Raw genomic sequence first — 13795 nt, forward strand, 5'->3', positions numbered from 1 at the left:
ATTGTTTAATGTGGCAAACGATCCCTGAAATAGCCATATACCCAGGTGCCTGCAATAGCGCTTAATAAAACTACAATCATTACGGTAATACCCATACCAATTTGTGCGAAGATGGGTCCGGGGCATGCACCGGTGAGTGCCCATCCTAAACCAAAAATCAGTCCGCCAATGATTTGTCCTTTATTGAATTTTTTGGGTGTGAAATGGATGTCTTCACCATGAATGGTTTGTACTTTGAATTTTTTGATCAAGGCTATCGAAATGGCCGCTACAACAACTGCCGTTCCGATTACACCATACATGTGAAAGCTTTGAAAACGAAACATCTCCTGCATGCGGAACCAGGAAATGATTTCAGCTTTCACAAAAACAATTCCAAATAAAATACCCACTGCGAGGTATTTAAAATTATACCACCATGGATGTTGCTGCTCCGACTCATTAATACACATGGTATCGAGTGAGCGTACTTCAAAATCGGTTACTATTTCAGTTTGAGAATGATTCATGATTTTCAGTTACAGTTTCATAATAAAAGGAAGGATCAGGTTGGCCATTAAAAATCCACCAGCCATAAAACAACAGGTAGCTACCAATGAGGGCCATTGCAGGTTAGCTAAACCCATGATGGCATGACCACTGGTACAACCACCTGCATAACGGGAACCAAAGCCCACTAAAAAGCCACCACCGATCATCATCACCAATCCGCGGGCTGAGAAAAAAGAGTCCCATGATACCAACTCTGTTGGTACCATGCTGCTGTAATCGGTAATGCCATAATCTTTTAACTCATTCACCAGTTCGGGATGAACAAGAATGGGATTGGGGTCGGGTATGCCAAATGCTGCAATCATTGCCCCAATAAGAATACCACCAACAAAAAACAGGTTCCATGATTCTTTTTTCCAGTTATACTGAAAAAAATTAATCCCCGCAGGAAAGCAGGCTGCACAGGCATGACGCAGGTTGGCCGAAATACCAAAATGCTTATTACCCAACAATAATAGTATGGGAACAATTAATCCGATTAATGCCCCCGCTACATACCATGGCCAGGGCTGTTGTAAAAACTCCTTCATAAAAAAATATTGATTACAAAAATGCTATTTATGGTCTTGTTGAAACGTGATACATGTCACGACTGCGCACTAATTTTTTTTGGCCTGAATAATGGGCAGAAAAGGGCCGTATTTATGCTGTTGCTCGCTAAAGCTATCTGTATAAGGGCCAAAAGGATGGTCGAAAGGTTTTTTTGAGATATCGGGCCAGTCATGCTGATTTCTGAAAACAGGACGTGGCTGTGAGTTTACATAGGCAGCAAGGTCCCAGGCTTCTTCATCGGTAAGACGGTTATTATGTGTTAGTTCATTAAAAGGCATATTTGATTGCACAAAACCTGCGAAACTACTGAGACGGTATAACCCCGCACCGGTATTATAACTATCCATACCCCAAAGCGGAGGATAAATGTATCCGTCATTCCCGGTATTTATTTGCCCTTCTCCATTACTGCCATGACAGCGTTCGCAGTTTATTGCATATAATTTTTCCCCACGAACAGGGTCGGCAGCACGATCCAGTATTTCAGGAATTTGTATACCGCTGCCCTTCGGGCGATCATTTTTGGCAACATCTTTCCCTATCCATTTAATATATGCTTCAATGGCCCTGAACTCACGGCTATTGCTATCGGGAGCACTGCCATTTAAACTTCTTTCAAAACAATCACTTACACGTTTGTAAACCGTTTCCATATGGCCGCTGCGTGACCTGAATTTAGGATAGGTAGCTGCAACTGCTGCATAGTTATTACCATTAACCCTTTTGCCTGCATCCAAATGACAGTTCTGACAATTCATGCCATTGCTGATTTGTTTTACTGTTCCATTCGGACCAAGATAACGAGCTGTATGGGCAATCAGTTCTTCGCCATATAATACAAGTTCACGAGTAGCTTCATCTTTAATAGGATCAATAAAATAACTGGGTGCATGCCAGCTACTGTCTGTCTGGCTGTACAGATTTGTATGCCGATTACTTTGAATAAACCAACTGATAATGACTGCTAACACCAGCAGTGATAACAAATATGCTGGCCAGTCTGGTTTTATTTTACTCCACATGTCAGATAAATTAGAATCGGTAGTTTAAAATTAGGTTGAATAATGATGCGTTCACTTTGTTGATAACATATTTATCATTGTTATGGCTGTCGCCTTCCTGTCCTTTATATACATAGAGCAGTTGCGCCTGTGTACCTTTCAGTAAACCGTTGAAATGATACTGAAGCTCAATATTTAATTGGGTATAAGATGGCATGCCATATTTGTTGAGTCGGGTATTCAGCACATCTGGCAATTGATAATAGCCCATACCGGTATATAACTGAAACCCACTTTCCCCAAATTGTTTTTTGTATTGTAACATCCATGCATCCAGATCTCCAAAACCTTCATTTCTTTCGCGCGGCAAAAAGGTAAAGAAAGGGTCACGCCCCCATTCACGAGGCATTAAATAACGGCCTTGTTGCGTAATGCGGGTATAGTTGAATGAAATATCCTGGTGTTTTTCTTTCCAGCCAAGTCTTGCGCCAAAACTTACTGCATTATTACCTTTTGGCATATAAGTATGCGCTGGATCATGATTACCGCCGTTTTTTATACTGTGTTGTATAATAGTTTGAACAGCGGCATAATAATGCTCTTCTTTGTTCTCTCCGAACTGTTGATCAGCCTGCAACAATATGGTATTAGAAACCTGTTGGGTTAATTGTTCCCATAACTGAATCTTTAGCCGACTGCTTACCGGATAGCTAATTCCAATGATACCAATAAAATTACTGCTGATATGTTCCTTATAATCTGATGGCTTTCCTGATTCGTTAACACCCTGCGGGTATATACCGATCGACTGTCCGATATTGAACCAGCGAACTGTACTTCTCGGGCTTATTCCCCATAATAAGCCTCCATCAATTTTTGCAGTGCCTGTTTTTGTCTTTAACCAAATACCTTCAACACCTGTTGGCCGCATTCTTCCATCCTGTGGGTTGATAAAAGGAGTATTGATGATTTGTTTGCCTAATACAACCGAATTTTTCTTCCAGCTATAACTCAGGTATAATTCTTCCAGCCGGTCAATATCATTTTTGTTGGATGGATTTTCAATATCAAATAATCCAATTTCATACCGATTAACCTGTTGTGTAGATGGATCTGTTTTTACAAGATCGGAAGAGCCGGTATTAAAAATGAAAAAGCCTCCGATACCCAGTCGAAACCCATGAAATCCTGCAGTAGCATAACATAAGCCACCGCCCGCTGCATGTGCATGGTAATCTGTGAGCCCTTTTTTATTATCGGTGGTCATAAAGAAATAACGGAAATGACCTTCTGTTTTTCCATTTCTGAAAACAGACAATAAGGAGCTGCTGTCTTTTTTATCTTCAACCGGTTCATGCTGTGCGAAAACAGAATGACTTAATAAAGAAAATAAAACTCCTATGGCAGCGTATGGAACTGTCATGCAAACAAGGTATTATTTGATAATTATTTTCCTGCGGAACAGGATACCAGTGAAACAACTTTCCTGAACATGGAATTATGACCCGATTCGGGATATCCCATTTTGTTGAGTGCTTTAGTAATAAGATCTCTTCTCACAGCAATACCCAGTATCAATATCTTTTTTTCTGTAAGAGACACCTGAACAGCCTGCACGCCGGGAATTTTATAAAGCGCAGCCTGAATTGTATTTATACAACCGGAACAACGGATATTTTCTGCATAAAATGTTTCTGTTGTTGTCATACTATATATTGTTGAAGCAGTTTATGTAACTGAGCCGCATTTTTTACACCCGGTTCTCTCCATAATAACTGACCTTTTTTAAAAATCATCAGTGTAGGTATACTGCTTACCTGAAAATGAGCAGATACATCTGCGTGTTCATCTACATTTACTTTAAATACCTGTACCTGATCGCCCATCTTCTCTTTAATTTCTTTTAATACAGGCGGCATCAGCCGGCATGGGCCGCACCAGTCTGCATAAAAGTCTACCAGCACGGGTTTCTCACTATTAATGATTTTTGAAAATGTATTATTCAACATGTGCATCTTTTTTAGCTGTTTTTTTAAATAAACTGAATAACAGAGCGCCCAATACAGAAAAATAAAGTGTACTGTTTAATGGTTTTGATGTAATGGCACAGGTGCCGGAAATACATCCAATATATTTCCAGTATAGATAACCCACCAGGGCACCCAGTGCTGCACCAATGATCAGCAGATAGTTATTATTAAACCACTTCTTCATACACGGGGTCATTAGGGGATGCCTTTTTATTCTTTTTCACCGGAGTGTAGCAACCACTGGCACCACAGCAACCAATATTAAATACACCCATCAATAACAATAATACACCCACAATTGCAGTGGTGCTGTCTTTTGCATACCATGACTGTACCAGAATGGCGATTGCCAATACCACTCTTAGCATACGCATAAAGTGCCAGTTGCGACCTATTGTTTTTAAGGAGGATAACATACTCTTTTAATTTTTGTAGCGTAACATATCACTTAATCCACCGCCATTATATACTTCTTTCAGCCCTTGCTGGTGTAAGAAACTCATACCAATACCACTTCTGTTGCCACTTCTGCAATAGAGTACGATAGGTTTGAGGTCTGTTTTTAACTGGTTGAGGTGTTTGGGTAATTCATCTAACGGAATATTAATGGCATCCGGATAATGCGATACCCCAAATTCGCTGCTTGTTCTTACATCAATAATAGTTGCATTGCCATCACTGATTATTTCCTGTATTGTTTTCATGTTATAATAAAGTTGTTGGACATACATAATCACTTACCCTGAATTTCTCTGATTCTTTAATGGCTTTAAACCCACCTTTAACATCAATCAGGTTATCGAAACCTCTTGCGCGCAGGATTGAATTAAAAATCATGGACCGGTAACCACCTGCACAGTGTACATAATAGGTTTTGTTACGGTCTATCTGGCTCATGCTCTCATTGATAAAATCGAGTGGTGCGTTCTCTGCCTCTAACACATGCTCACTCAGGTATTCACTTTTTTTGCGTACATCAAGTATGTTTACCTTTTCTTCTTCCATGATGAGAGCCAGCTCTTCGGCACTAACAGAACGAATCTGATCTACTTCTTTGCCTGCTTCTTTCCAGCTTGCGAAACCACCTTTTAAATAGCCAATGGTAAAATCGTAGCCTACCCTGGCTAAACGGGTAATAACTTCCTGCTCTCTTCCATCATCTGTTACCAATAAAATTTCCTGTTTAATATCTGGTATCATAGCGCCTACCCATGGAGCAAAATTTCCGTCGATACCAATATTGATAGCGTTGGGAACAAAACCTGCGGCAAAAGTTTGTGGGTCGCGGGTGTCGAGAATCAGTGCACCTGTTTCATTGGCCGCAGCTTCAAAGGCATCGGCACTCAGCGCGTGCTGACCTCTTTCCAGCACTGTATCAATACTATCGTAACCATGAATATTCATCATTACGTTTAATGGAAAATAGGCTGGTGGTGCAACAAGACCATTGGTTACTTCCCTGATAAACTCTTCTTTTGTCATATCGGCTCTCAACGCATAATTGGTTTGCTTCTGATGACCCAGGGTATCAGTTGTTTCTTTGCTCATGTTTTTACCACAGGCACTACCAGCACCATGAGCCGGGTAAACGATAATATCATCGGCTAGTGGCATAATCTTGTTTCTTAAGGAATCAAATAAATAACCCGCCAGCATATCCTGTGTGAGTGCTGCTTTTACTTTTTGTGCCAGATCGGGGCGACCCACATCACCAATAAATAAAGTATCTCCGCTGAACAGACCAATTGCTTTTCCTGTTTCATCTTTTAACAGGTAACAGGTGCTTTCCATGGTATGCCCCGGTGTATGTAATACCTGAATGGTTGCCTTACCTATTTTCAACTCTTCACCATCTTTAGCAGAATAGAAATCGAAATCAGGAGCTGCGTTTGGACCATACACAATTTGCGCGCCGGTTTTTTTAGCGAGGTCGATGTGGCCTGATACAAAATCGGCATGGAAATGTGTTTCGAGCACATATTTTATTTTGGCACCATTGCGTTCTGCCTTTTGAATATAAGGGGCTACTTCTCTGAGTGGATCAATTACCACAGCTTCACCATTGCTTTCAATATAATAGGCACCCTGTGCCAGGCATCCGGTATAAATTTGTTCAACTATCATAATGGTTTGTTTTATTTGATACTGTAAAATTCAGTTGTTTCATTTGCCTTTTTCGTGACCTGTATCACGATGAACATTTTTTAACACTCCTCTGCGAAAACTCTGCGCCCTTCTTTTTCTGCGGTGAAAATTCACCGCAGAGAAAAGAGAACGGAGAGTTTTCGCAGAGGGGTTGTAAAGTTGAAAAGAGTAGTCGAGTTAAAACGTGATATTCGTCACATTCAGCACTGCTCTTTGTCATAAATTGGAAAGGCCCACATCGCTGCAGGCCTCTCGCTTATTGGGGGGTATAAAAAACTAGTGTGATGAACCGCCGGGGAAAACCAACTCTTTAATGATAATATAAATACCCATTACCAGTACAAACCAACCAAATCCTTTTTTGAGTTTATTACCATCAATTTTTGTACTGATGCGGTTACCGATAAAAATTCCGCCAATGGCCAGGGCTGTTACTGAACCGAGTAAGGTCCAGTTCATTTGAAAATGTGAAAGATCGCCTGTAAAACCAATCAGCGACTTGGCTGCAATAATCAACAATGACGTTCCCACGGCCTGTTTCATGGGCAGCTTGCTTAATAATACCAGTGCTGGAATGATTAAAAAACCACCACCGGCACCTACCAGTCCTGTTAAAATACCTACAACAGCTCCCTCGAGTAAAATCAAGGGATAATTAAATTGCTGTGGTCCTGTTTCTTTTTCTTCTGTCTTTTGTTTTTCGCGGATCATAGAAACAGAAGCGAAAAGCATGAGCACAGCAAATAAAAGCATCATTAATATAGACTTCGTTACTACGAAACCATAAATAGTAAATACTTCATCGGGTATAACCGGAACAATAAATTTCCGGGTGGCAAAAACTGCAGCAATAGATGGAATACCAAATATGATGGCAGTTTTGAGGTTAATAAAACCCTGTTTGTATTTTGGAACAGCTCCAATCAGGCTCGACAAACCCACGATAAACAGTGAATAAGCAGTAGCCAGTACAGGTTCTACATGAAAAAGATAAACAAGCACAGGTACCGTTAAAATAGAACCACCGCCTCCTATTAACCCGAGTGAAATGCCAATAACCAGCGATGCGATATAACCTGCTATTTCCATGTTTTTAATTGTGAGGGCAAAGTTGGGTGTATGAGTGGAGTTATTTCGTGATAAATATCACGAACCCCATTTTTGCAGGTTAAGAATTTCAATTTGCGATTTATGCTGCCTGATCATACCTTTTTCGGCGAGTTTCTTCATGAGCCTTGAAATTACTTCACGCGATGAATTGAGTTCCTGGGCTATTTCGGTAAAAGAAATACTCAGCATGGGCGATTTGGTGGTAGTCTGGTGTTGTTTCAGGTAAAAGACCAAACGTTCATCCATATTCCTGAAAGCAATATGGTCTATGGTTTGTAATATGTCTTCAAAACGCTCACGGTAACTACTTACCACAAAATGATACCAGCTTTTGTGATTTGCCATCCATTGATCCATATAGGTAAGCGGAATGGTGATTACCTCTGTTTTATTGACCGTTTTAGCCATAATCTGACTTGTCTCCTGTTTAATGGCACAAACCATAGAGAGGGCGCAGGCCTGACCGGGCTGCAGGTAATACATAAAGAATTCATTTCCCTCTTCATCTTCCCTGAAAATTTTGATGAGCCCTGAAAGCACCAACATGGTAGAACGTATATTCTGACCGGTTTTCATGAGGATATCGCCCGATTCAAATTCTTTTATTTCACCTATGGCAGCAATCTGATCCTGTAATTCTTTTTCAAAAAAAGGGAAATGTTTTTCTATGATCTCAGTAGGTATCATGTACACAATTTAGACAATCTGCAAATTTAACCTACTTAAAAAGCAGGTGCGTGACATTTGTCACGGGCTATTTTTTGTTCAGGATGAGTAACTGGTGAAATTTTTCAATTTCTTTTTGTTCCAAAGCTGCAAGTGTTTTTCGTTGTTCCAGCTGCGTTTTAAGGAATAATACACGTTTATGTTGCGGGTATTTTTCAAGTACCTCATTCATCAGTTTACTGTAGTCTTCGCTTGATTCCTGGTCCTTGCTTCTTATACTTTCTACCGGCGTTTTATCACGTGTTGGCATTTTCAGTACAATGGCTTCCACTGCTGCAATAATACCTGTAGGGAGGTCGTTTATTTTTCTGGCTTTTAATAATAAACCTTCCAGTTGTTTTTTACTCAGGCTGCCACGGTCTTCGTACTGGTGCATGAGGCTCATAATAAACAAAGCATCTTTATTATGCTGGTAGCAAGCTTCCAGCAATTTATCTATTACGTCTATCTTTTTCTTCTTTCCGGTTAATGCCATCTGTATGAAATGAGAGGAAAGGTAGAAAAACCCTGCGAAATCTCCGTTTCCTCTCGTTCTCTGCGGTGAATATTCGCGTAAGTTCACCGCAGAGAACGAGAGTTTGCAGTCTACAGGACTCCTTCGGAGAGTTTTCGCAGAGAGTGTATAATGTTTTGGAGTAGTTTTAATATTCATAACTGCCATATATGTATCGTAATAGTTTACTTATTTGTTTTGCATCTATCTTTTTCCTGTATTGCAACCCTGCTAAAAAAACACAACGAAATGAACCGGTAAAAACATCCGGCGCCGACAGAGAGTTCAGGGCAGCATGGATCGCCACAGTGGCCAATATTAACTGGCCCAGTAAACCCGGATTAAGTGTTGAGCAACAAAAACAGGAAGCCATTGAGCAGCTCGATTTTCTAAAAGCACATCATTTTAATGCAGTCATTTTCCAGGTACGCCCACAAGCCGATGCTTTGTATGAGAGTGCATTGGAGCCATGGTCTTATTATCTCACCGGTAAGCAGGGAAAAGCACCCGAACCATTTTATGATCCTTTACATTTCTGGATTGAAGCGGCACATGATCGTGGTATGGAGTTGCATGTATGGTTAAACCCATACCGGGCACATCATAAGGATGGGAAAGAGATCAGTGAACAATCGATTGTAACCAAACATCCTGAACTGGTAATGAAACTAAAAGAAGGGTACTGGTGGATGGACCCTGCCAGAAAAGAAACACAGGATCATACATCGGCAGTGGTGATGGACCTGGTAAAACGTTATGATATAGATGGTGTTCATTTTGATGATTATTTCTATCCTTATCCATCTTACAATGGAACCGATGATTTTCCGGATGATGAAAGCTGGAAAATGTATCAGCAGTCAGGCGGTAAATTATCGCGTGGCGACTGGAGAAGAGATGCGGTGAATACCTTAATTGAAAGGTTATACAAAGAAATTAAAGCGGAGAAGAAACATGTAAAATTCGGGCTGAGCCCATTTGGTATCTGGCGCCCGGGTTATCCTGCATCCATTGAGGGGTTCGATCAGTATGATCAATTATATGCAGATGCAAAGTTGTGGCTGAATAAAGGATGGATTGATTATTTCGCTCCTCAATTATACTGGCCCATCAATCGTATGCCTCAGAGTTATCCGGTTTTATTGGGTTGGTGGCAACAGGAGAATACCATGCAGCGTCATCTCTGGCCGGGTATTAGTGTGGGGAGAGATACCAGTGCAAAAAACGTAAATGAAATCATGAGCCAGATTATGATTTCACGTGGCATGTTACCGGAAAGCATGGGAGTATTACATTGGAATATTTTTTCTGTTTCCAAAAATCCACCCATGGCAAAAGCATTGATAGAAGGGCCGTATAAAAAACAGGCGCTGGTACCTGCAAGTCCATGGTTGGGTACCAATGCTCCTGCAAAACCGGAACTAAATATTATTACTGAAAATGGAAAAGTAAAAATCAGTTGGAAACATGGAGAAGCAACGGCTGTATTTAAGTGGGTGGTTTATTACCGGTATGGAAGCCAGAAACGGTATCAGATACTTAACAGGAACGACAGGATGCTTGAACTTGAACAAAGCATAACTGCTGCCAATAAGGAAAGAATAAACTTATCTGCAGTTGCTGTAACGGCTATTGACAGATTGGGTAATGAAAGTGAAAAAAGTGAAATGCTGAGTTCAAATGGAACATCATGGACTACTCATTAATCGGCTTAACCCTGCCCCGGACTTAAGTCCGGGGCAGGGTTAAGGTTGGGTCAAAAATGAATTGTATATTAATGGTTAAAACCTGCTCATGAAGCGCCTTATTCTTTTCTGCTTCCTTATGATATTCGCAAAACAACATACAGAAGCACAAAACCAGTACGATCAATACCCCACTTATAAAGGCAATGATCTGGGTTTAACCTATACCAGTCAGTCATCTTTATTCCGTATCTGGAGCCCGCCTGCTGCTGAAGTTGAGTTGAGGTTGTATAAGCAGGGTACGGGTGGCCATGTATATCGTTCTCTGGCAATGACAAAATCTCAATCAGGTACATGGGTTGCTAAGGTTGAAGAAAACCTGAAAGGAGTTTTTTATACTATTCGAACAAAAATTAACGGAAAATGGAACAATGAAGTAACCGACCCCTATGCCAGAGCCGTTGGTATCAACGGACAAAGAGCCATGGTGGTTGACTTGAAAGATACCAATCCTGATGGATGGAATAAAGACAGAAGCCCCGATTTCTCCGATAAAAACCTGCCCACTGATGCCATTATTTATGAATTGCATATTCGTGATGCAACCATTCACCCTTCCTCGGGTGTAAAACAGAAGGGCAAGTTTTTAGGACTGGCAGAAACAGGAACCCAAAATACAGCCGGCTTATCGACTGGTCTTGATCATATAAAAGAACTGGGTGTTACACATGTGCACCTGCTTCCTTTTTACGATTACAATTCGGTAGATGAAACAAAAACCGATCAGTATAACTGGGGTTACGATCCTGTTCACTATAATGTGCCCGAAGGATCATACAGTACCAATGCTGCAGACGGCCTGACTCGTATACGTGAGTTGAAACAAATGATACAGGCTTTTCACAAAAAAGGATTGCGGGTGGTGATGGATGTGGTGTATAACCATACGGCGCTTACTGAAACTTCTAATTTCAATCAACTGGTGCCGGGTTATTATTACCGCCAGAAAGCCGATGGTAGTTTTTCGGATGCCACTGCCTGTGGTAATGAAACGGCCAGTGAGAGAGAAATGTTCCGCAAGTTTATGCTGGAGAGTGTTTTGTACTGGGTAAAAGAATACCATATAGATGGTTTTCGTTTCGACCTGATGGGTGTGCATGATATTAAAACCATGAACCTTATTTCAGATACCCTGCATAAAATAAAACCCGATATACTTTTATATGGTGAGGGCTGGACGGCAGGCGCCTCCCCTTATCCGGAAGAACAAAGAGCCGTAAAGAAAAACGCACATTTACTAAAAGGTATTGCTGTTTTCAGTGATGATATACGAGATGGTATTAAAGGCAGTGTGTTTGATATAAAAGACAGAGGTTTTGCCACAGGAAAAACAAGCAACGCCGAATCGGTAAAATTTGGTATAGTGGCATCGGGTAAACATGTACAGATTGATATGCGTAAAGTGAATTACTCAAAAGAACCCTATACATCAGGTCCTGATAATGTGATTACTTATGCTGAGTGCCACGATAATAATATTCTCTGGGATAAAATTGCCTTATCTGTTCCTGAAGCATCGGAAGCAGACAGGAAGAAAATGCATGAACTGGCTTTAACCATTGTACTTACTTCACAAGGCATTCCTTTTTTGCATGCAGGCTCAGAGTTTCTGCGTTCAAAGTTTGGAGAGGAAAATTCGTATAATAAAGGAGATAGTGTAAATGCGATTCGGTGGGATCAAAAGACTATTCATTGTGAATTAAACCATGCAGTAAAGAAATTAATCGAATTAAGAAAATCCTACTCGCCGCTTAGGATGAATACTCAGAAAGAGGTCAACAGTAAGCTACAGTTTTTACAACTACTACCAGATGGAGTAATTGCCTATATCGTTAAAGGGAGGTTTCATGATAGCAAATTTGGGGAAATGTTGCTGTTATTCAATGGCAGCGCTGACAGCCATACTATTAGCGTACCGAACGGAATATGGATTCCATTACTACAGGAAGATTATCTGACAACTCAAAAACCTCTACCAAACCAGATTAAAGTAGCTCCATTTAGCAGTTTAATATTAATTGGAAAATAACAGATACACCTATATTTGCACAAAATCAACAACGGTATGACCATTGAAAGTTTTAAAGAACTGGCCCACGAAAAGAAACTGTTAGAGCTGAAGCATAACGGTGAATTGCTGGGTCCATATGAGCGCAGAAGCGAAAACGGTGACAGTAAAACCCCCGGTGATATTTTTACACTGTTTGAATTTTGGGTGTTTTTGAGTGAAGATGAGAAAATGATCATCCCCACCCGCAGAAACCCGCTGTACAAGGCAGAAGAAGAAGAATAACCAGGCACTCTCTTTATACATAGCCACAGGCGTATTGGATGAAAGGAAATATTTTCCAATTGTAATCTTTTACGACTGTGGCTATATTTATGCAGTAAAGCCAACACATGCCCTACCAACTACCTGCAGCAATTGTAAAAAAACAATTACACTACGATCTTATTGGTAAAGATTCTCAAAGAGGTATTACCCTCAGTTATGGCTGGCTGGCCAATCAGTGCGGACATTGTATGCTCGGTTTTATTCCTACTCATTTGCTCTATCTTCTTTTATCAAGCGTATTCCATGTGAAAGGAGCATCGTGGAAAGCTGCGGTGTTTATAGCACTGTTCTGGACCCTTTTTGAAATTTACAATGTGGTAAAACCACTTAGTCAGCAGAAAAAAGAAGGTGCTTTATTCGAACCCGACTGGAAAAATATTATTCATGATACGGCAACCGATCTTGTTTTTTTTGCTACTGGCGCACTACTCGCCGGCTTATTATTGGGATTTAACTGGTACCTGCTTGCTGGTCTTTTGGTAATAGGGTTGGTGCTGGTTTCCCCATCCAAACACTGGTACCATACCAAAATATTTCAGCAAGCCGCAGAATATCCATTTCAGTTCAGGCTTAGTCAATGGAGGTGGAATATGAAAGAAGCCGACAAAACTACGGCCCTGTATTTTTTAAAGCAACCGAAAGCCGGTTATCATCTATTAATATCAGGCGCTTACAAAACCGGTAAAACATCGCTGGCAGTGGCTATTGCAAATGAGTTGTCTATAAAACACCATACTTGTAAATATGCTACATCCATGAAATTGTTTAGCTGGATGTTTGAATCGGATTTGGTGGAGCCATCCGTTCCATCCAATCTATGGAACTGGCGTAATGCAGATTGTCTGGTGATTGATGATCTCAATACCGGATTACCACATTCCGGTGAACTCATCTCTCCGGCTGTTTTCCTCCAACACATGAATGAAGGCCAGTATGCCGCACAAAATCTCAAAGCGTTACAGCAACTGAATACCATCTGGGTATTGGGTGAAATAACATCTGTATCTGCGCAAACCCTCCAAAACAGCTGGCAGCATATGTTATCAGGTATGGGTGTTCCTGCTGAGAAGATAATACAGATTGATCTTAATCGTTCTGCCTGATAC

General features: G+C 40.8%; 17 protein-coding genes. 4 read left to right on the top strand and 13 right to left on the bottom strand.

All coding sequences use genetic code 11. The features are described 5' to 3' along the window. Window positions 1–5 precede the first annotated feature (5 nt). The 13 genes from KXJ59_RS03625 to KXJ59_RS03685 all read right to left on the bottom strand — a co-directional run bounded on the left by KXJ59_RS03625 (window position 6) and on the right by KXJ59_RS03685 (window position 8591). The gene (locus tag KXJ59_RS03625; protein WP_295201257.1) at window positions 6–509 is read right to left on the bottom strand and encodes a DUF6691 family protein; all 504 of its coding nucleotides are present in this window, start codon (window positions 507–509) and stop codon (window positions 6–8) included. A 9-nt stretch (window positions 510–518) separates the two neighbouring features. Next, entirely contained in the window at window positions 519–1082 is a 564-nt protein-coding gene (locus KXJ59_RS03630; RefSeq protein WP_295201258.1) for a YeeE/YedE thiosulfate transporter family protein, read from the bottom strand. Window positions 1083–1151: 69 nt separating this feature from the next. After that, window positions 1152–2126 carry a c-type cytochrome gene (locus tag KXJ59_RS03635; protein WP_295201260.1) on the bottom strand — a complete coding sequence of 325 codons (975 nt, stop codon included), beginning with the start codon at window positions 2124–2126 and terminating at the stop codon, window positions 1152–1154. A 10-nt stretch (window positions 2127–2136) separates the two neighbouring features. Continuing rightward, entirely contained in the window at window positions 2137–3528 is a 1392-nt protein-coding gene (locus tag KXJ59_RS03640; RefSeq protein ID WP_295201263.1) for a hypothetical protein, read from the bottom strand. A 23-nt stretch (window positions 3529–3551) separates the two neighbouring features. Then, complete coding sequence (locus KXJ59_RS03645) at window positions 3552–3812, bottom strand: heavy metal-associated domain-containing protein (RefSeq protein ID WP_295201265.1); 261 nt, start codon at window positions 3810–3812, stop codon at window positions 3552–3554. Further along, window positions 3809–4114 (bottom strand): thioredoxin, encoded by a 306-nt coding sequence (trxA, locus tag KXJ59_RS03650; protein ID WP_295201266.1) that lies wholly within the window; start codon window positions 4112–4114, stop codon window positions 3809–3811. Before trxA ends, KXJ59_RS03645 begins: the two co-directional genes overlap by 4 nt. Continuing rightward, window positions 4104–4319 (bottom strand): DUF6132 family protein, encoded by a 216-nt coding sequence (locus KXJ59_RS03655; RefSeq protein ID WP_295201268.1) that lies wholly within the window; start codon window positions 4317–4319, stop codon window positions 4104–4106. Before KXJ59_RS03655 ends, trxA begins: the two co-directional genes overlap by 11 nt. After that, window positions 4303–4551, bottom strand: coding sequence for a hypothetical protein (locus KXJ59_RS03660; RefSeq protein ID WP_295201270.1), 249 nt, complete (start codon window positions 4549–4551; stop codon window positions 4303–4305). The genes KXJ59_RS03655 and KXJ59_RS03660 overlap by 17 nt, the downstream gene beginning before the upstream one ends. Window positions 4552–4557: 6 nt before the next feature. Continuing rightward, window positions 4558–4839, bottom strand: coding sequence for a rhodanese-like domain-containing protein (locus KXJ59_RS03665; protein WP_295201272.1), 282 nt, complete (start codon window positions 4837–4839; stop codon window positions 4558–4560). Between the two features lies 1 nt (window position 4840). After that, window positions 4841–6259, bottom strand: a complete 1419-nt coding sequence (locus KXJ59_RS03670) for an MBL fold metallo-hydrolase (RefSeq protein ID WP_295201274.1) — start codon at window positions 6257–6259, stop codon at window positions 4841–4843. A 297-nt stretch (window positions 6260–6556) separates the two neighbouring features. Next, complete coding sequence (locus KXJ59_RS03675; RefSeq protein ID WP_295201275.1) at window positions 6557–7369, bottom strand: sulfite exporter TauE/SafE family protein; 813 nt, start codon at window positions 7367–7369, stop codon at window positions 6557–6559. A 57-nt stretch (window positions 7370–7426) separates the two neighbouring features. Continuing rightward, on the bottom strand, window positions 7427–8077 hold the full coding sequence (locus tag KXJ59_RS03680; RefSeq protein WP_295201277.1) for a Crp/Fnr family transcriptional regulator: 651 nt from the start codon (window positions 8075–8077) through the stop codon (window positions 7427–7429). 67 nt (window positions 8078–8144) lie between these two features. Next, window positions 8145–8591, bottom strand: a complete 447-nt coding sequence (locus KXJ59_RS03685) for a hypothetical protein (protein WP_295201279.1) — start codon at window positions 8589–8591, stop codon at window positions 8145–8147. A 188-nt stretch (window positions 8592–8779) separates the two neighbouring features. On the opposite strand from KXJ59_RS03685, the gene KXJ59_RS03690 reads away from it, so the two are divergent. The 4 genes from KXJ59_RS03690 (at window position 8780) to KXJ59_RS03705 (ending at window position 13792) form a co-directional block, all read left to right on the top strand. Continuing rightward, window positions 8780–10315: a family 10 glycosylhydrolase gene (locus tag KXJ59_RS03690; protein WP_295201281.1), complete on the top strand. Its 1536-nt coding sequence runs from the start codon at window positions 8780–8782 to the stop codon at window positions 10313–10315. 88 nt (window positions 10316–10403) lie between these two features. After that, window positions 10404–12383, top strand: coding sequence for a type I pullulanase (gene pulA, locus KXJ59_RS03695; protein ID WP_295201282.1), 1980 nt, complete (start codon window positions 10404–10406; stop codon window positions 12381–12383). Between the two features lie 36 nt (window positions 12384–12419). Then, the gene (locus tag KXJ59_RS03700) at window positions 12420–12647 is read left to right on the top strand and encodes a hypothetical protein (RefSeq protein WP_295201285.1); all 228 of its coding nucleotides are present in this window, start codon (window positions 12420–12422) and stop codon (window positions 12645–12647) included. Between the two features lie 107 nt (window positions 12648–12754). After that, a complete protein-coding gene (locus tag KXJ59_RS03705) occupies window positions 12755–13792 on the top strand; it encodes a hypothetical protein (RefSeq protein WP_295201287.1) in 1038 nt (345 codons plus the stop codon). Window positions 13793–13795 lie beyond the last annotated feature (3 nt).

The sequence above is a fragment of the Sediminibacterium sp. genome (assembly GCF_019264485.1).
GTDB lineage: Bacteria > Bacteroidota > Bacteroidia > Chitinophagales > Chitinophagaceae > Sediminibacterium.